Source organism: Microvirga sp. HS2 (assembly GCF_055792805.1).
The window spans coordinates 163181-180809 of sequence record NZ_JBVVAJ010000005.1 but is presented as its reverse complement, the minus strand read 5'-3'; the positions used below and the strand labels follow the sequence as shown (position 1 = coordinate 180809).

At 64.6% G+C, this 17629-nt stretch carries 14 protein-coding genes; 9 read left to right on the top strand and 5 right to left on the bottom strand.

Annotation, left to right across the window (positions count from 1 at the left end):
* Positions 1-53 precede the first annotated feature (53 nt).
* Together hisS and lepB are read right to left on the bottom strand one after the other, a co-directional pair.
* On the bottom strand, positions 54-1538 hold the full coding sequence (hisS, locus tag ACS5Q0_RS06990; RefSeq protein WP_473125891.1) for a histidine--tRNA ligase: 1485 nt from the start codon (positions 1536-1538) through the stop codon (positions 54-56).
* A gap of 81 nt (positions 1539-1619) precedes the next feature.
* On the bottom strand, positions 1620-2312 hold the full coding sequence (gene lepB, locus ACS5Q0_RS06985) for a signal peptidase I (RefSeq protein ID WP_473125890.1): 693 nt from the start codon (positions 2310-2312) through the stop codon (positions 1620-1622).
* A 364-nt stretch (positions 2313-2676) separates the two neighbouring features.
* On the opposite strand from lepB, the gene ACS5Q0_RS06980 reads away from it, so the two are divergent.
* Both ACS5Q0_RS06980 and ACS5Q0_RS06975 read left to right on the top strand, forming a co-directional pair.
* Positions 2677-3708 (top strand): FecR domain-containing protein, encoded by a 1032-nt coding sequence (locus ACS5Q0_RS06980; protein WP_473125889.1) that lies wholly within the window; start codon positions 2677-2679, stop codon positions 3706-3708.
* 74 nt (positions 3709-3782) lie between these two features.
* Positions 3783-6524: an EAL domain-containing protein gene (locus tag ACS5Q0_RS06975; RefSeq protein WP_473125888.1), complete on the top strand. Its 2742-nt coding sequence runs from the start codon at positions 3783-3785 to the stop codon at positions 6522-6524.
* Between the two features lie 51 nt (positions 6525-6575).
* Here the strand turns inward: ACS5Q0_RS06975 and ACS5Q0_RS06970 are convergent, their stop codons facing one another.
* Both ACS5Q0_RS06970 and ACS5Q0_RS06965 read right to left on the bottom strand, forming a co-directional pair.
* Positions 6576-7022, bottom strand: a complete 447-nt coding sequence (locus ACS5Q0_RS06970; protein ID WP_473125887.1) for a hypothetical protein — start codon at positions 7020-7022, stop codon at positions 6576-6578.
* 267 nt (positions 7023-7289) lie between these two features.
* Positions 7290-7511 carry a heavy-metal-associated domain-containing protein gene (locus ACS5Q0_RS06965; protein ID WP_473125886.1) on the bottom strand — a complete coding sequence of 74 codons (222 nt, stop codon included), beginning with the start codon at positions 7509-7511 and terminating at the stop codon, positions 7290-7292.
* A 161-nt stretch (positions 7512-7672) separates the two neighbouring features.
* Here ACS5Q0_RS06965 and ACS5Q0_RS06960 point away from each other — a divergent pair, with 161 nt between their 5' ends.
* From ACS5Q0_RS06960 to ACS5Q0_RS06950, 3 genes are all read left to right on the top strand, one after another.
* The gene (locus tag ACS5Q0_RS06960) at positions 7673-9037 is read left to right on the top strand and encodes an EAL domain-containing protein (RefSeq protein WP_473125885.1); all 1365 of its coding nucleotides are present in this window, start codon (positions 7673-7675) and stop codon (positions 9035-9037) included.
* A 65-nt stretch (positions 9038-9102) separates the two neighbouring features.
* Positions 9103-9984, top strand: coding sequence for a TIGR01459 family HAD-type hydrolase (locus ACS5Q0_RS06955; protein ID WP_473125884.1), 882 nt, complete (start codon positions 9103-9105; stop codon positions 9982-9984).
* Positions 9985-10028: 44 nt separating this feature from the next.
* Positions 10029-11000 (top strand): bifunctional riboflavin kinase/FAD synthetase, encoded by a 972-nt coding sequence (locus ACS5Q0_RS06950; RefSeq protein ID WP_473125883.1) that lies wholly within the window; start codon positions 10029-10031, stop codon positions 10998-11000.
* Between the two features lie 10 nt (positions 11001-11010).
* Here the strand turns inward: ACS5Q0_RS06950 and msrB are convergent, their stop codons facing one another.
* The gene (gene msrB / locus ACS5Q0_RS06945) at positions 11011-11514 is read right to left on the bottom strand and encodes a peptide-methionine (R)-S-oxide reductase MsrB (RefSeq protein WP_473125882.1); all 504 of its coding nucleotides are present in this window, start codon (positions 11512-11514) and stop codon (positions 11011-11013) included.
* Positions 11515-11789: 275 nt separating this feature from the next.
* Between msrB and ileS the strand changes: the two genes are divergently transcribed.
* The 4 genes from ileS (at position 11790) to ACS5Q0_RS06925 (ending at position 17624) form a co-directional block, all read left to right on the top strand.
* Positions 11790-14738, top strand: a complete 2949-nt coding sequence (gene ileS, locus ACS5Q0_RS06940; RefSeq protein ID WP_473125881.1) for an isoleucine--tRNA ligase — start codon at positions 11790-11792, stop codon at positions 14736-14738.
* A gap of 128 nt (positions 14739-14866) precedes the next feature.
* Positions 14867-15343, top strand: coding sequence for a signal peptidase II (gene lspA / locus ACS5Q0_RS06935; protein ID WP_473125943.1), 477 nt, complete (start codon positions 14867-14869; stop codon positions 15341-15343).
* Positions 15344-15432: 89 nt separating this feature from the next.
* On the top strand, positions 15433-16074 hold the full coding sequence (locus ACS5Q0_RS06930; RefSeq protein WP_473125880.1) for a hypothetical protein: 642 nt from the start codon (positions 15433-15435) through the stop codon (positions 16072-16074).
* A gap of 218 nt (positions 16075-16292) precedes the next feature.
* Complete coding sequence (locus tag ACS5Q0_RS06925; protein ID WP_473125879.1) at positions 16293-17624, top strand: M16 family metallopeptidase; 1332 nt, start codon at positions 16293-16295, stop codon at positions 17622-17624.
* Positions 17625-17629 lie beyond the last annotated feature (5 nt).

The following is a 17629-nucleotide window of genomic DNA, read 5'->3' as shown; positions in this document are numbered from 1 at the left end:
AGCTTCAGAAGACAACCCCAAGCAGAGCGAAGGGGTTCCCGGCGCGCCGGAGCTTACCCGAAATGCCGGCCGAGAACCTCGCGGACGGCCTCCACCAGCTTGTCTTCCGCCACCGAGAACTGGGCGGGCCGGGCCGCCTTCCACTCGGCATTGGAGGCAATGGCCTGGGCCGCCTTGGCGCCCTCGATCAGGTCCTTGATCTCCACTTCGCCGCGCTCGCGCTCGTTGGAGCCCTGGATGATCACGCAGGGGCTCTGGCGGCGGTCGGCGTATTTCATCTGCGCTTTCATGCCGGACGAGCCGAGATAGAGCTCCGAGCGGATGCCCGCCTGGCGCAGGGCGGAGACCATGCGCTGGTAGGCGGCGACCTGGTCCTTGTCCATGACGAGCACCACCACGGGGCCGGGCTTGTCGGCGCCGGACACGATGGGGCTCTTGATCATCTGAAGCGCCGAGAGCAGGCGCGAGACGCCGATGGAGAAGCCGGTCGCCGGAACGGGCTCGGAGCGGAACCGGCCGACGAGGCCGTCGTAGCGCCCGCCGCCGCCGACGGAGCCGAAGCGGACCGGGCGCCCGTCTTCGTCCTGGACCTGGAAGGTCAGCTCCGCCTCGTAGACGGGGCCGGTGTAATACTCGAGGCCGCGCACGACGGACGGGTCGATGGTCACGCGATCCTCGTAACCGGAGGCGGCCACGAGGGCGGCGATCTCGGCAAGTTCGGTAGCGCCTTCGAGGCCCCGTGCCGAAGAGCCCACGACCTCGCGCAGGTTCTCGACGGTCGCCGCGTTGCTTTCGCCCTTGGCCGAGGTGAAGGCGAGAACGCGCGCGATGGCGTCGGGGGAGAGTTCCGCGCCCTTCGTGAAGTCGCCGCTCTCGTCCTTGCGGCCCGCGCCCAGAAGCTGGCTCACGCCCTCGGGCCCGAGACGGTCGAGCTTGTCGATGGCGCGCAGCACCGTGAGACGCTGGCCGGCCTTGTCCTCGCCGCCGAGGCCGATGGCTTCGAGCACGCCGTCCAGAACCTTGCGGTTGTTGATCTTGATAACGTAATCGCCGCGCTTGAGGCCGAGCTTTTCGAGGGTGTCGGCGGCCATCATGCAGATTTCGGCATCTGCCGCGACGGATGCGGAGCCCACCGTGTCCGCGTCGAACTGCATGAACTGGCGGAAGCGGCCCGGGCCGGGCTTCTCGTTGCGGAACACCCAGCCCACGCGATAGCTGCGATAGGGCTTGGGGAGCGCGTCGAAGTTCTCGGCCACGTAGCGGGCGAGCGGAGCCGTCAGGTCGTAGCGCAGGGACAGCCACTGCTCGTCGTCGTCCTGGAACGAGAACACGCCCTCGTTCGGGCGGTCCTGATCGGGGAGGAACTTGCCCAGCGCGTCCGTATACTCGACGAAGGGCGTCTCGACGCCCTCGAAGCCGTAAAGCTCGTAGGATTCCCGGATCGCCGCGAGCATGCGCTCGGTAGCGGACAAATCGGCGGGAGTGCGGTCGGCGAAGCCGCGCGGCGCGCGGGCCTTGATCTTGTCGGCCTTGGACATGGGTTCAAACAGCAGCCGTTATCGAGGAAAAACGTGCTGCGTCCTAACCTGTGCGGGCAGGAGGGGCAAGGGTTGTTGCAATCAGCGCGGCACGGAGCCGATCCGGCGCGGATCTTTGGACCAATAAATGAGGATAGGATGCCCGATCACGTCGGATATCCGCCCGGGACTGATAGCGCGGCTATCGGATGAGTTGTCTCGATTGTCCCCCATCACGAAGACTTCGCCCTCGGGCACTTCAAAGAGCTTCGTCTGGTCGTAGAAAGCGTCGTCCCCATCACGTTCGATGATGCGGTAGCTCTTTCCCCCGGGAAGGGTTTCTTCGTATTGACTGGCTTGGACTCGCCGACCGTCTAAATCGTCGATCACATCATCGTCTGCCCGCTCACGGGGGACCACCTGGCCATTGATGTGGAGGCGACCGGAGATCACCTGCACATGATCGCCCGGCAGGCCGACGATGCGTTTGATCCAGACGACGCTCGGGTGGGTCGCCTTCAGGTGGGCATCAAAAAAGATCAGATCACCCCGCTCCAGTTTGGGTGCTTGCCAGGAATACATGGCTCCCAGGACGTAGTCCCCCGGATTGAGCGTCGGGGACATGGAGGCGGCAGGGATGAAGAAGGTTCTGAGCTTTGCCGGCCCCCACGAGCGAAGCCAGACAGCGCCGGAGCCGATGAGGAAGAAGCTCAGGACAGCGAGGCAATAAAGCGTCAGAAGTAAAAACCCGAAATCGGATCTCGAGAATGTTCGCTTTTTGAGGCTGAAAGTCATAGAGGCCATCGCCCGGAAATGTAATATAGTTATATGTTGGGATGGCAGCGTGAGGCAAGGGGTGTGGCTTAGGGAAAGCCTAACCCGTCATGGCTTGGCCCAGCTATGACAGGCGGAATCTCAAGCCCTGCCTTGCTCGCTTAGATGAACTTGTCGCCAATCTGGCCCTCGGCCATGACGAAGGGGCGGGAGGTCGGCGGTATCGCCGGTGACGTGCCATCAGGCCGTATTCCTGGAGAGCCCGGGTGCTCCGCGCCGGATCGGGCGGACAGACTATCGACATTGGTATCAGAATAACATAACAAGTATTGCTGGGTCGTCGGCCCGAAAACCTTTCTGTCGTCAACTTTCTTGTGAGTCTTCCATGTTGCCTCGGATCGCGTTGTTCATCGCCTTGGTTCTGCCCGCCTCGCCCGTCCTGGCGAGCGATTGGATCATCGCCAAGGTTTCCGGAGACGCCTGGGTCACGGCTCCGAACGCCTCGGCAGAGCGGGCCGTCAGCGGGATGACCCTTCCGGATGGCGCGTCCTTCTCGACGGGCCACAATGCCCGGGCCAAGCTCGAGCGCGGCGCGGAGATGATCGTGATCGGTCCCAACGCGACCATCTCGTCCCGGCACTCGTCCTTCCTCGGAACCACCTTTATCCAGCAACCGAAAGGGCAGGCCGAGTACGAGGTCGAGAAGCGCAATGTCAGGCATTTTTCCGTCGAAACGCCTTTTCTCGCCGCAGTCGTCAAGGGGACCCACTTCACCGTATCGGTTTCCTCCCGAGCCGCAGACGTGAAAGTCGACCGCGGCCTCGTTGAGGTTTCCGACCTCAGGAGCGGTTCAGTCGCCGACGTTGCCGCGGGCCAGAGGGCTATGCTGAACCTCTCCGACGGCAAGGGGCTTCAGATCAGAGGGACGAGCAAGGAGGACAGGAGCCAGTCCACGCATGGAACTCCCCAGCGTCTCCACTCCGACGCGGGAAAGGCAGGGCAGCCTGGCGGGAATTCCACGAATGCGGGCAATACCGGCGGCAAGGGGAACCAGGGCGCGGGTGGAAAAGCGGACGGCAAGGGTGGCGGCACTGGTAGTCCGGACGGCGGAACCAGCGGTGGCAAGGGGAGCAACACCGGGGGCGGCAAGGGCAGCAGCGGGCCAGGCGGCGGCAATACAGGCGGCAACGGCAACACAGGCGGCAGCGGAAACGGTAATGCAGGGGGCAACAGCAACGCAGGAGGTAACGGCAACGGCAATGCAGGGGGCAACGGCAATTCCGGCGGCAAAGGCGGCAACAATGCCGGCAACGGGTCTGGTGGTAATAACGCCGGCAACGCCGGTGGCAATAATGGCGGCGGCAATAACGGAGGCGGCAACGGCGGGGGCAATGGGAGAGGAGGAGGGCGCCATTGAGGCGTGCCAATCAGGGTGGCCCTCTTCTCATGACCGATCGCGCACTGCCAGTCCTTCCGTCCTGAGAGACATCCGTGCCCCGACACGCCTTCGCCATCTGCATCGTCGGGCTCGTTGCCGGATGGCTCCATCATGCAGGCGTTCTCAAGCCGCTGCATGATACGCTGACGGGAATTCGCTTCTCGGCTTCTTCGAGGCCGCCCACAGGCGCGATCGCGCTTGTCGAGATCGATGCGAAGAGCATCGCGGAACTCGGCGTGTGGCCCTGGCCCCGGCGCATCCATGCAGACCTGATCAGAGCGATCGATCGCCTGAGCCCGTCAGAAATCGCATTCGACGTCGATTTCAGCGCACCTTCGAACGAAGTTGACGACAGGGCGCTGGAGGAGGCGCTGCGGAATGCGCGAAGCACCGTCATTATGGCGGCCTTCAACCAGAAGCGGGCGGCGGGATTCCAGGATAACAGCATCGTTTCCAACCGCCCGCTCGAACGTTTCCGGGCGCATTCCTGGCTAGCCAGCGTCAATATCGAGCCGGATTCCGACGGATACGTGCGGCGTTATCCCTATGGAAACATCATCGACGGCGAACTCCTGCCCTCCGTCGCGGCCCTGTATGGGGGCGCTCCGCCCACGACGGCCGCCTTCCTCGTCGACTTCAGTATCGCGGCTCGGGAGATCGACCGCATGTCAGTGGTCGACCTCCTGCAGGGACGGATCGAGGCCCGGCGGCTGCAGGGCAAAAAGGTGATCATCGGCGCCAGTGCGGTTGAGCTGCGCGATTTCTTTCAGGTGCCGAAGCATGGCTTCGTTTCAGGGTCACTTCTTCAGGCAATCGGCACGGAGACTGTTCTGCAGGGGCGGGCGCTGAAGGAAGCGGATCGGGCCATCATTGCAGCCGGGCTCGCGCTGATGGCGCTTCTGATGTTCACGGTGCGGCGGCTCAGGTGGCATGTCGTCCTCCTCGCCCTCGCCCTCGCCGCCGCGTTCGTCGAAACTGCCGCATTCTCCCTGCAGGCTTGGCGCCCTGTCGCCCTGGACACGTCGGCTTGGCATGTCGCTTTCCTCGGCTATGCGGCACTGACGATCGGACGGGAGATCGACCTGCGCCGGATCCTCCTCCTCGTCGCAAACACCGAGAAGGATCATGCACAAGTCGTGCTCGACCAGGTCATTCTGGACAGCTTCGAGGGGATCGTCGTCGCGGACGAGGATGGGACCATCCAAGCGGTCAGCCGGGCCGCGGCCAGGATCCTGAAACCGCGGGAGCGTCGCCATTGGAAGGGGCGTCTCGTCAAGGAACTCGTGCCGGCGGAACTGGCGATTGCCATGCGCGAGGCCATCTCCGCCTGCTCCCAGGAGTTCTGGAAGGAGGCGGAACTGCGTGAGATGTCCCTGCATGGGGGCGGGCCCGGCGAGCGCGTGATCGAGTACATCGTCACGCCCTCTCGCCTGTCCGGCGGCGTGACCGCGGATGGATCCGCCTCCGCAGACCGCCTCGTCGTGTGCCTCAGCTTCAGGGATATCACGGATCGCAGGGTTGCGGAGAAGCGTCTGGAATATCTTGCCCGGTACGACACGCTGACGGGCCTGCCGAACCGCCATCACTTCATGGAAGCTCTCGGGAGCCTTCTCGACCGGAAGGGCTCCGGCGCGGTGCTCTACTTCGATCTCGACCGCTTCAAGACCGTCAACGACACGTTCGGCCACGCTATGGGAGACCAGCTTCTGAAGGCCGTTGCCCGTCGCGGCCTGGAACTGGTGCCCTCGCCACATCTGCTGGCGCGCTTCGGCGGCGATGAATTCGCCGCGCTCTGGCTGGGGCCGGTGGAGGCGGACGAGCTCGCGCTGCTGGCGCAGCACCTCATCGAGCATCTCAGCGATCCTTATCAGGTCAGCGGCACGCGGCTCACGGTCGGCGCGAGCATCGGCATTGCGATGCTCGGGGAGGCGGTGCGTGACCCGGCGATCATCATGAAGAATGTCGATACGGCCCTCTATCGCGCGAAAAGGGCGGGGGGCGGCTCCCATTGCTTCCATGCGGCTTCGATGGATGCGGCTCTCCAGGCGCGTCAAAAGCTGGAAGTCGAGCTTTGGGATGCGCAGGCGCGCCAGCAGTTCCAGGTGGTCTACCAGCCTCAATTCGAACTGACCGGCGGCAAGCTGATCGGTGTCGAAGCGCTCATGCGGTGGCCTCATCCCGAACGGGGCTTCGTTCCGCCCGACGAGTTCATCCCGGTCGCCGAAGAAATCGGCCTGATGGATTCCCTCGGCGAGTGGGTTCTGCACCGCGCGTGCGAGGAGGTTGCCCGTTGGCCGGGGGCGGTGAGACTTGCCGTCAACGTGTCTCCGGCCCAGTTCGAACGCGGGGATATGACCAAGATCGTCGCCAATGCTCTCGCCCGGTCCGGCCTTCCTGCGCAGCGGCTGGAACTCGAGATCACCGAGTCCCTGTTCATCCAGGAAAACGTCTCCGTCCGGGCGGTCATGAACAAGCTCAGGGCTCTCGGCGTCACCTTCGCGCTCGATGATTTCGGCACCGGCTACTCGTCTCTCGGCTATCTCCGGAAACTCCCCATCGACACGATCAAGATCGACCGCTCCTTCGTTCTCGGCGTGCCGCACGACCGAGAAGCGGTGGCCATCGTTCAGGCCGTGATCGCCATGGCCGCCAGCCTCGACATGCGGACCGTGGCGGAGGGGCTGGAAACGCAGGAGCAAATCGATGCGCTGCGGCAGTTCGGGTGCCAGAAAGGGCAAGGATACGGTCTCGGCCGGCCGCAATCGGCCGAGGAGATCATCGGCCTCCTGAGTTAGGCTCCCGGTTGTGCCGCAGCCAGGAGTTCATCCGCTTTTCCGCACGACGCGCTAGGTAAACATCTCCGGTCGCCACCCCTCGTGCACACGGTGTAGCAGAAATTCGTGGTTCCAAATTACTGCTATAGGTAATTTCGCCTCCTCGTTCGTCAGTTCCTGCTTCACTGCGATGTCTCCTCCGGCATCCTCAATGATCCAGGTTTTGATGCGGCCCCCGACTCTTGCGCCGGGCCTCCTCATACGCTCGGGAATACCGGGCGATGCCAGGTTTCCAACAACAGTCGCCATGCCTTGATTGAGCGCGGCGGCCGCTGGATAGAAAATGAAATAGCTGTCTTTGAACAGATCTGGTCCGGTCGAGTTTTGGTCGCCGTTTTTCACGGTGCTGACGGCTACCGCATCCCCATATGATGGGTGCCTGCCTAAATAGTGCAAATAGATAGGCTCGCCCGGGGCTGCGATTTTCAGGACATCTCCGACGCGTATTCTTTTCGGCATGTGTGATGATCACTAAGAGGAGCTGATGATACTTTCGGCGTATGCGAAGCAGATGCGCCGAAAGCGACTATCTCATCATCTCAAGTTACCGCCTAGATCACGTTGCGGACTCTGTCTGCGATCTCGCCGGTCTGCTCCCCAGTGGCGAGGAGGGGGACAGGGCGATGGCGTCGCCGGTGACGGCAGCATCAGGCGGTGTTCGTTGAAGGCGCGGTCCATGGCCGCGATGGCCCGTGGCGCCGACGGCGTCCGGGCGCAAGCCCCGCGTCAGCCCGTCATGGCATGGGCCTCATAGCCCGCCGCGTCGAGGGCGCGGGCAACTTCGACGCTTTGCGCACGGGTGACCACATGAACGCGGCCATGGTCCAAATCCACATCGACCCTGGCTTCGGGATCGAGGCGCTGAATCGCCCTGGTGACCGCGTTGACGCAGCCCTGGCACGTCATGCCGTCGACCTGCATCAAAAGGTCCTTGCGGGGTTCTTCCATCGGGGTCTCCTTCCGGAGCCACGCGGGTCCGGCAGCGGAGGCGTGGCAAAGTTGTTGTCTATTGTTCGATCGCGACGCTTGTGGCCTGAGACTCTTTTCGTACACCATCGCCGAATTGCTGATTCGCCGATTTTCGCCGAACCAGGGGAGCGGGGGCACCCATGGTGACCGAGAAGGTCCATATCGATAAGGAGCAGAGAGCGAAATTGTTCGCTCTCGCGCTCGCAAGTCTCGCCATGACGGGAACGGCCGTCGGGTTTCTGCCCATGGCCGCGATCGTGCCGTTGGTGACGTTCCTCGGCATCGCGGCGTCCGCGGGCTTCGTCCTGGCCTGGAAGAGGGCCGACGAGGCTTTCAGCGCCACGCAGCTTGCGAGAGACGATCTCGCTTACGTGAGCGCGCGGCTCGCCAAGCTCGAAGAGCTTTTGAAGGCTGCCCCTGTGGGGACGCCCACCCTTCGCACGACCATGGCGGAGGTGACCGGGACCGTGGGCCTGCTCGGAGGCGTGGTGCGCGAGCTGGCGAAGAATGTCGCGACCCAGAATCGCGACGTGGCCGAGCTGAAGGGCCATCTGAAGACCTCTCCGGCGCCGGAGAGCGAGCGGCAGGAGAGGGTGGCCCCCGTCCTGTTGCCCCAGACGGCTCCGCACGCCACCCCGGCCATCCGGCCCGCTCCGCAGCCCATGACCCGCAAGCCGGAGGAGGAAATCCGCCGGATGCGGCAGATCATGCAGGCCTTCGAGGCGGACGGAATCGAGCTGCACCTGCAGCCGATCGTGGGGCTTCCTCAGCGCAAGATCCGCTTCTATGAGGCGCTGGCGCGCCTGCGCCTCGCGGACGGGACGCTCCTCGGCCCCTCCGAGTTCCTCGGCGTTCTCGAGCGCCTGGGCCGCGCACCGGAATTCGACCGCCGGGTCCTCGGCCGCGCGATGGCGGTGGCTCGCCACCTCCTGGCCAAGGGCAGCGAGGCGATCGTCTGCATGAACCTGACGCCTCATTCCGTGCGGGAGCCGGGCTTCCTCTGGTCCCTGATGGGCATCATGGATTCCGCTCACGAGATCCTGGGCCGGGTCGTTCTCGAATTCCCGCAGGAATGCTGGCGCGACCTCGACGCCGAGCGCCGGGAAGCCTTGAGCGTATTGCAGGCCAAAGGCGTGCCTCTGTCCCTCGACACGGCAACCGATCTGCGCTTCGACGCCCGGGAGCTCTCCGATCTCGGCGTGCGCTTCGTGAAGCTGCCGGCGGAACTCCTGGTGGCCGCCGGGCGCGACGAGGCCCATCGCCTGAGGCCGGAGCTCGGCGTACGCGATTTCGCCTCGGCTCTGCGCCGAGAGGGAATCAGGCTGGTGGCCGAGCATGTGGAGCACGAGGAGATGGTGCCGGTTCTGGCCGATATCGGCGTGCCCCTGGCGCAGGGCTTCGTGTTCGCCGCGCCGCGCCCGGTCCGGGCCGAGGTGCTGGGCGCGGCCGCCGCACAACCGGCTTCTCCCGAGGGGACGCAGGCGGGTTTGCGACGGGCCGGATGAGCCGAATTGGTTGACTTGAGGGCCGCAAGGGCCTACCCGCCCGGTTTCATCACCAGCGAGATCCCATGACCGCCTCTTCCCGTCCCGCTCTCGTCGAGGGCCTGAAATCTCTTGCCGAGAATTACGACCTCATCCTGTGCGACGTCTGGGGCGTGCTGCACAATGGCGTGAGGGCCTACGAGGCGGCGGGCGAGGCGCTCACGCGCTTCCGCGCCAAGGGAGGCCGCGTCGTTCTCGTCTCCAACGCCCCGCGCCCCGGCGCCTCGGTGGGCACGCAGCTCGACGGCTTCAAGGTTCCTCGCACCGCCTACGACGCCATCGTCACTTCGGGCGACCTGACGCGGCTTGCCATCGAGGAGCGGATCGACCAGGTCGTGAACCACATCGGCCCGCCTCGGGACATGCCGATGTACGACGGCCTTCCCGTACGCTTCGGCTCCATCGAGGAGGCGGATTACGTGGTCTGTTCCGGTTTCGACGATGACGAGCGCGAGACCGTCGAGAATTACCGCGAGCGTCTCGAAACCATGCGCCGCCGCGATCTCCTGATGGTCTGCGCCAATCCTGATCTCATCGTGGAGCGCGGCCATATGATCCTGCCCTGCGCGGGCACGATCGCGCTCGCCTACGAAGAGATGGGCGGGACGGTGTTCTATGCCGGCAAGCCGCACGCGCCCGTCTATGAGCGGGCGCTCGCCGTGGCGTCCGGGTTCATTCATTGCCCCATTCCGAAGGAGCGCATCCTGGCCGTGGGCGACGCGATCCGGACGGATATCGCCGGAGCGGTCGGGTTCGGCATCGATTCCCTGATGGTCGCCCGCGGCATTCACGCGGAGGAACTCGGCCTCCACAAGGGCGATCTCGTTTCCGATCACGTCCAGGATTGGGCCGACCGTCAGCCCGTCATGCCGACCGCCATCACGGACGTGCTGTCCTGGGAGGCCTGAGCGCCTCCTTGACGCTGCTGCCGGTTGAGGTAGAGACCCGCTTCATGCCCTCCGACAAAGCTCTCGCACCGGTCTCCCCCTCCTTCGCGGTCTGCCGCGACGGGGAGCCCGTGCCCGAGAGCCTGAAGGGAGCCGTCGCGGCGATCGGCAATTTCGACGGCGTACATCGCGGGCATCGGCATCTGCTCGAGATCGCCCTGCGCTCCGGCCGCCCGGCCGCCGCCGTCACGTTCGAGCCGCATCCGCGCCTCTTCTTCCAGCCGAACAAGCCCCTGTTCCGGCTGACGCCGGAGCCGGTCAAGCTCGAAATCTTCGCCCGTCTCGGCCTTGCGGGCGCCTTCGTGCTCCGCTTCGACCAGAGGCTCGCATCCCTTGATCCGGAAGAATTCGTGGACCGGCTGGCCCGGGACCTCCACCTTTCGGGCGTCGTCATCGGCCACGATTTCCATTTCGGGCGCGGACGGGAGGGAACTCCGGAGCGGATGACCGATCTGTGCCGGAAGCGGGGGCTCGACTGCTTCGTCGCCCCCGCCATCGTGGAAGGGACGGAGCCGGTCTCCTCCAGCGCCATCCGCGCGGCCCTGGAGGCCGGGGATGTGGCGACGGCGAACAGGCTCCTCGGCTATCGCTGGTTCGTGCGCGCGGAGGTCCGGCATGGGGACAAGCGGGGCCGGGAGCTCGGCTATCCCACGGCCAATATGCGCCTTCCCGAGGATTGCCGGTTGCACCACGGGATTTACGCCGTCCGTGCCTCGGTTGAGGGGCGGCTCGTCGATGGCGTCGCCAGTTTCGGCCGCCGCCCGACCTTCGACAACGGCGCGCCCCTGCTGGAAACGCATCTCTTCGATTTTGCGGGCGATCTCTACGGCCGGACGGTCGATGTGGAGTTCGTCGCCTGGATCCGTGGCGAGGAGCGCTTCGACGGGATCGAGGCGCTGATCGCGCAGATGGACCGGGATTCGGAAGAGGCCAAGCGGATGCTGAAGGCCGACCGAACCCCGTCGATGATCGATTAGACGAACACTTCTAGGAGAACGCTTGGCCCTCGGGAGCGCCCCGGCCGAGATCGTCGGGCAGCGGGTCGCCCTCCGCCACGAAGCGCAGCGAGACCGAATTCATGCAGTAGCGCTCGCCGGTCGGGGGCGGGCCGTCCGGGAATACGTGGCCGAGATGGCCCTCGCAGCGGGCGCAGCGGATTTCCGTGCGGACCATGCCGTAGCTCGTGTCGCGCACGAAGGCGACGTGGTCACGGTCGATGGGATTGAAGAAGCTCGGCCAGCCGGTGCCGGATTCGAACTTGGTCCCCGACTTGAAGAGCGGCAGCCCGCAGAGGCGGCAGCAATAGGTGCCCTTCTCCTTGGCCTCGTTGAAGATTCCGCAGAAGGGACGTTCCGTGCCGTGCTCCAGGAGAACGCGGCGCTCCTCGTCGTCGAGGTCGTCCACGAGCCTGCGCAACTCGTCCGAGGAGGGGGGCGTCAGGTCGAAGCCCGCGCTGGAGCGCTTGCCTTCCGTGGTGGTCATGTCTGCCATGGGTCAATCCTAACCTGGTGGGCCTGGTGGTGATCTGGCTCCTAAGATAGGGATCGAGAGCGCAAATCACCACGCTTTATTATCCGTCCCGGCGCTGCTAAAAGGCTCCCATGCCCATGGATTTTCAGGCTCAAGCCCCGGCCCGTGTCCGGCCTTCGCGAATTATCGGCCCGGCCCTCGCGTAATCCGCGAAGGTCCGGGATCTTTGCCGTTCGCCTCAAATACAGCCTGAATGGAGCCCCACGATCAGGGGCCGCTTGGATCGATTGACCGTTATGACCGACAGACCTGAGAGCGCCGCTCGCGACTATTCCGAAACCCTCTTCCTGCCCCAGACCGAGTTTCCGATGCGGGCCGGTCTGCCCCAGCGCGAGCCGCTCTTCCTGGAACGCTGGAACGAGATGAAGCTCTACGAGCGCCTGCGCGAGGTCCAGAAGGGCCGCACGCGCTTCGTGCTCCACGACGGACCTCCCTATGCCAACGGCAACATCCATATCGGCCATGCGCTCAACAAGATCCTGAAGGACCTCATCGTCCGCTCGCAGGGCATGCTCGGCTTCGACTCCAACTACGTGCCGGGCTGGGATTGCCACGGTCTTCCCATCGAGTGGAAGATCGAGGAGGAATACCGCGCCAAGGGCAAGAACAAGGACGAGGTGCCGATCGTCGAATTCCGCCGCGAGTGCCGCGCCTTCGCCGAGAAGTGGATCGACGTGCAGCGCGAGGAGTTCAAGCGCCTCGGCGTGGGCGGCGACTGGGCGCATCCCTATCTCACCATGTCCTATGACGCGGAAGCGCAGATCGCCCGCGAGATCATCAAGTTCGCCGTGAGCGACCAGCTCTATCGCGGCTCGAAGCCGGTCATGTGGTCCTCGGTCGAGAGGACCGCGCTCGCCGAGGCCGAGGTGGAGTATCACGAGAAGACCTCCACCACGATCTGGGTGAAGTTCAAGATCACCAACACCCTCGATGCCGATCTCGAAGGCGCATCGGTCGTGATCTGGACCACCACGCCCTGGACCATCCCGGCGAACCGCGCCATCGCCTATGGCGAGAACATCGCCTACGGCCTCTATACGGTGACGGACGCCGCCGAGGACAACTGGGCGCGGGTGGGCGACCGCCTGATCCTGGCCGACAAGCTCGCGGACGACGTGTTCAAGGCGGCGCGCGTCGCCGGTTACGAGCGCATCAAGGACGTGCTGCCGGTGATGATCGAGCGCTGCGCACATCCGTTCCGCGGCCTCGAAGGCGCGAACGGCTATTGGGATTTCGCCGTGCCGGTGCTGCCAGCCGATTATGTCACGGACGACGCCGGAACGGGCTTCGTGCACACCGCTCCGGGCCATGGCGCGGACGACTACAACACTTACGTGAAGCATCGCGACGTCTTCGCCGCCTGCGGCACGAAGGAAGTGCCGCACACGGTGGCGCCGGACTCGTCCTATTTCCCCGACGTGCCGTTCTTCGCGGGCGAGCGCATCTATGACGACAAGGGCAAGGATGCGGGCGCGAACGAAGCAGTCATCAAGAAGCTCGTGGAAGTCGGCGCGCTGATCGCGCGCGGCCGCCTGAAGCACCAGTATCCGCATTCCTGGCGCTCCAAGGGCCCGCTCATCTTCCGCAACACGCCGCAATGGTTCATCTCGATGGACAAGCCGCTCGACGACAAGGGCGACACCCTTCGCCAGCGCGCGCTGCGCGGCATCGAGAGCGTGCAATGGGTGCCGGAATCCGGCGAGAACCGCATCACCGGCATGATCGAGAACCGTCCCGACTGGGTGGTGTCGCGCCAGCGCGCCTGGGGCGTGCCGATCGCGGTCTTCGTGAAGAAGGGCACCAACGAAATCCTGAAGGACGAGCGCGTGAACGACGCCATCGCCGACGCCTTCGAGAAGGAGGGCGCGGATGCGTGGTATGCGGATGACGGCTCGCGCTTCCTGAAAGCGGGCGGCTACGATCTGAACGACTTCGAGAAAGTGAACGACATTCTCGACGTGTGGTTCGATTCCGGCTGCACGCATGCCTTCGCGCTGGAGAAGCGCCCCGACCTGCAGGTTCGCCGCAAGGTCGACGGCGGCCCCGACCGGGTCATGTATCTCGAAGGCTCGGACCAGCATCGCGGCTGGTTCCACTCGTCGCTGCTCGAGAGCTGCGGCACGCGCGGCCGCGCGCCTTACGACATCGTGGTGACTCACGGCTTCACGCTCGACGAGCAGGGCCGCAAGATGTCGAAGTCCCTGGGCAACACGGTCGCTCCGCAGGCCGTCATCAAGGAATACGGCGCGGACATCCTGCGCCTCTGGACGGCTTCGGTCGATTACTGGGACGACCAGCGCATCGGGCCCGAGATCATCAAGACGACGTCGGAAACCTATCGCAAGCTGCGCAACACGATCCGCTGGATGCTGGGTTCGCTCGCCCATTACCGCGAAGCGGACAAGGTCTCGTTCGAGGCCATGTCGGAGCTGGAGCGCTTCGTGCTGCATCGCCTCGTGGAACTCGACGGCGAAATGCGCGAGGCCTATGCGAGCTACGACTACAAGCGCGTGGTGGCTCTCCTCAACTCGTTCATGACCACGGACCTGTCGGCGTTCTATTTCGACGTGCGCAAGGACACGCTGTATTGCGACCCGACTTCAAGCGTCGTGCGCAAAAGCGCGCTGACCGTGATCGATCAGACCTTCCGCTGCGTGGTGACCTGGATCGCGCCGATCCTCGCCTTCACGGCGGAGGAGGCGTGGCTCGCGCGCTTCCCGAATGCGGAATCCGTGCATCTCGAAACGTTCCCGCAGGTTCCGGCGCAGTGGCGCGACGATGCGCTGGCCGAACGCTGGGCGAAGGTGCGCCGCGTGCGCCGCGTCGTCACCGGCGCGCTCGAGATCGAGCGGGCGCAGAAGCGCATCGGTGCGAGCCTGGAGGCTGCACCTGTCGTGCATATCGCCGACCAGAGCCTCTTCGAGGCCGTTCAGGGGCTCGATATGGCCGAGATCTGCATCACCTCGGCCATCCGGGTCGTGCAGGGCGAGGGGCCGGCGGAGGCGTTCCGTCTCGAAGACGTGAGGGGCGTGGCCGTGGTGCCTGAACTCGCCAAAGGCCGCAAATGCGCCCGCTCCTGGAAAGTCACGCCCGAGGTCGGAAGCGATCCGGATTATCCGGACGTGACGCCGCGCGATGCGGAAGCCCTTCGTGAATGGGACCGGTTGAAGGCGGCTGCGGAATGATCAAAGGCGAAGGCTCCCAGGCGTCGGCTCCGGGCTCGAGCGCTCCTCCATCGCCGCAGCGCCCCCGCGCTGCGGCCAAACCCCGCGCCTCCAGGAGCGGCGGCCGCGCGGCCCGGAACGGGCTCCCGCTGGCTGCGATCCTCGGATTTTCCGCCGCTCTCATCACTTTGATCCTCGATCAGGCCACGAAGATCTACGCCTATCGGGTTCTCGATCTGCCGATCAACGAACCCATCGTGCTGACTCCGTTCCTCAAGCTGATCGTGGTCTGGAACCGGGGCATCTCCTATGGGCTCTTCCAGCAGGACGGGGACCTGGGGCGCTGGATCTTGATCGTCGTCTCGATCCTGGCCTCCATCGGCTTGTCCGTCTGGATCCGCCGCACCAAGGCCAAGCTCCTGGGGGCGTCTCTCGGACTGATCGTGGGCGGGGCCATCGGCAATGTCATCGACCGGCTGTGGTACGGGGCGGTGTTCGACTTCATCCAGTTCCATGTGGGAGACTGGTCCTGGTACGTGTTCAACGTGGCCGATGCGGCCATCGTTGCGGGTGTCATTGGATTGCTTTATGACTCCTTCGTTCTGGAAGGCCGGCGGAGCCGGTAATCCCGAGTCTGCCGGACAAGCTGCCATATGTTCGCCCTAAAGAGCGATCAGGCGTTCCAGGCATAATGAGAAACAATGGTGGGTGTGCCATGAAGGGAATGAGAATCTTTGGCTTCGCGGGGGCGCTGGCGCTCCTGGTCGCCGCATCCTCCGCTTCGGCGCAGGAGGGCGAGGCCGTGAAGAGCCTGCTCGGTAGCATCGGCATCATTCCCAAGGAAAAAGAGCCTATCATCTACAACGAGCGCGCTCCCTTGGTGCTGCCGCCTAAAATGGATCTTCCGCCGCCGGCGGCGTCGAACGGCGCCGAGGCCACGAACGCCAATTGGCCCAAGGATCCGGACCTGGCGGCCCGCCGCAAGGCTGCGAAAGAGGCCAAGACTCCTTACACGGAATCCGAGCTCTACAAGCTCAGCGAGGGCAGGCGCCTGTCCATCGACGAGGTCCGCGCTGGCCGCAATCCCAACAGCCGTGACGCTCTTCCGCAGCCTTCCGGAGGCTGGGGCAAGGAAAACAGCCGCATGACGCCGGACGAATTGCGCGCGTTCGGAACGAACCAGAAGGTGGAGCTCGATGGCAACGGTCTGGAGCGCCGTTACCTGAGCGATCCGCCGGCCAATCTCCTGAAGGCGGCGCCCGGCGCGGCTCTCAAGGCATCCGCCGATCCGAAGCCGATGGGTGACCCCGACAGCCCGCAGGCTTTCATCCAGCAACAGCAGCAGCGCAGGCAGTAACGCACTGCTCCTTTCCTTCCTTTTCAGGCGAACGGGTTCCACCCGCTTCGCCTGAAAACGTTCTAAGGGCCTTGCAAAGCCAAGCCTGTTTGAGGCCCGCAGGCGCAAAACCATGTCGCACCGAAAGGTGTCCTGCCTCGCTTGCTTGCGTCCCCGATTGGGCTATCCCGTAGGAATCGCCCTACGAAACGATTTGATGCTTCCAAGGTTGAACCATTATGAAGACTGCCTCCAAGCCCATTCTCAGAGCCGACGCCTCGTCCTTCGGGCGCACGGAAGGCAGCGGCCCGAATTTGTCGTCCTTCACCCTCGACAACGGTCTCGACGTCGTGGTGATCCCCGATCATCGCGCTCCCGTCGCCACGCATATGGTGTGGTACCGCAACGGCTCGGCGGATGATCCGATCGGACAATCGGGCATCGCGCATTTTCTTGAGCACCTGATGTTCAAGGGCACCGAGAAACATCCCGCGGGCGAGTTCTCGAAAGTGGTTTCCGGCCTCGGCGGCCAGGAGAACGCTTTCACGTCGTTCGACTACACGGCCTATTTCCAGCGCGTCGCGCGCGAGAACCTGAAGGTCATGATGGAGTTCGAATCGGACCGCATGACCAATCTTCTGCTCGAGGAAGCCGTGATCGGCCCGGAGCGCGACGTGGTGCTGGAAGAGCGCCGCATGCGCGTGGAGACCGATCCGTCCGCGCAATTGTCCGAAGCGATGGCGGCTTCGCTCTTCGTGCATCACCCTTACGGCATTCCGATCATCGGCTGGATGCACGAGATCGAGACGCTCAACCGCGAGCATGCCCTCGATTACTACAAGCGTTTCTATACGCCTGAGAACGCCATTCTGGTCGTGGCCGGCGATGTGACGGCAGACGAGGTGCGCCGTCTGGCGGACGCCACCTATGGCCGCATCTCCCCACAGGGCAAGCGGCCGGTGCGCGTGCGTCCGCGCGAGCCCGAGCCCGTGGCCGCGCGCCATATCACAGTGGCCGATCCGAAGGTCGAGCAGCCGACGCTGCAGCGGCTCTATCTCGTGCCGTCCTGCCGTACGGTAAGCCATCGCGATTGCTATGCGCTCGAGTTGCTCGCCGAGGTGATCGGCGGCGGTCCCACATCCTATCTCTACCGCAAGCTCGTGATGGAACGCGGCATCGCCGTGAACGCGGGCGCGTGGTACATGTCCTCCGCCATGGAAGACACGCGCTTCTGCGTCTATGCGGTTCCGGCCGAGGGCGTTTCCCTGTCCGCGCTCGAGGAGGCCATGGACGCAGTGCTGAAGATGGTTCCGACGGAGGCGCTCGATTCCGATTCCATCGAGCGCGCCAAGACGCGTCTCGTGGCCGAGACGATCTATTCCACCGACAGCCAGTCCTCGCTCGCCCGCATCTACGGTTCTGCTCTCGCCATCGGCGAGACGATCGAGGACGTGCGCCGCTGGCCGGTAGAAATCGAAACCGTGCTCAAGGAGGATCTCGCCTCCGCCACCGAGCGCTATCTCGTCGCCCGCCGCTCCGTGACGGGCTATCTGCAGAAGTCGGCTTCTTGACCGCC

Coding starts and splice junctions, on each gene's coding strand:
- hisS (WP_473125891.1), bottom strand. CDS start 1,538: ATGTCCAAGGCCGACAAGATCAAGGCCCGCGCGCCGCGCGGCTTCGCC.
- lepB (WP_473125890.1), bottom strand. CDS start 2,312: ATGACTTTCAGCCTCAAAAAGCGAACATTCTCGAGATCCGATTTCGGG.
- ACS5Q0_RS06980 (WP_473125889.1), top strand. CDS start 2,677: ATGTTGCCTCGGATCGCGTTGTTCATCGCCTTGGTTCTGCCCGCCTCG.
- ACS5Q0_RS06970 (WP_473125887.1), bottom strand. CDS start 7,022: ATGCCGAAAAGAATACGCGTCGGAGATGTCCTGAAAATCGCAGCCCCG.
- ACS5Q0_RS06965 (WP_473125886.1), bottom strand. CDS start 7,511: ATGGAAGAACCCCGCAAGGACCTTTTGATGCAGGTCGACGGCATGACG.
- ACS5Q0_RS06960 (WP_473125885.1), top strand. CDS start 7,673: ATGGTGACCGAGAAGGTCCATATCGATAAGGAGCAGAGAGCGAAATTG.
- ACS5Q0_RS06955 (WP_473125884.1), top strand. CDS start 9,103: ATGACCGCCTCTTCCCGTCCCGCTCTCGTCGAGGGCCTGAAATCTCTT.
- ACS5Q0_RS06950 (WP_473125883.1), top strand. CDS start 10,029: ATGCCCTCCGACAAAGCTCTCGCACCGGTCTCCCCCTCCTTCGCGGTC.
- msrB (WP_473125882.1), bottom strand. CDS start 11,514: ATGGCAGACATGACCACCACGGAAGGCAAGCGCTCCAGCGCGGGCTTC.
- ileS (WP_473125881.1), top strand. CDS start 11,790: ATGACCGACAGACCTGAGAGCGCCGCTCGCGACTATTCCGAAACCCTC.
- ACS5Q0_RS06930 (WP_473125880.1), top strand. CDS start 15,433: ATGAAGGGAATGAGAATCTTTGGCTTCGCGGGGGCGCTGGCGCTCCTG.
- ACS5Q0_RS06925 (WP_473125879.1), top strand. CDS start 16,293: ATGAAGACTGCCTCCAAGCCCATTCTCAGAGCCGACGCCTCGTCCTTC.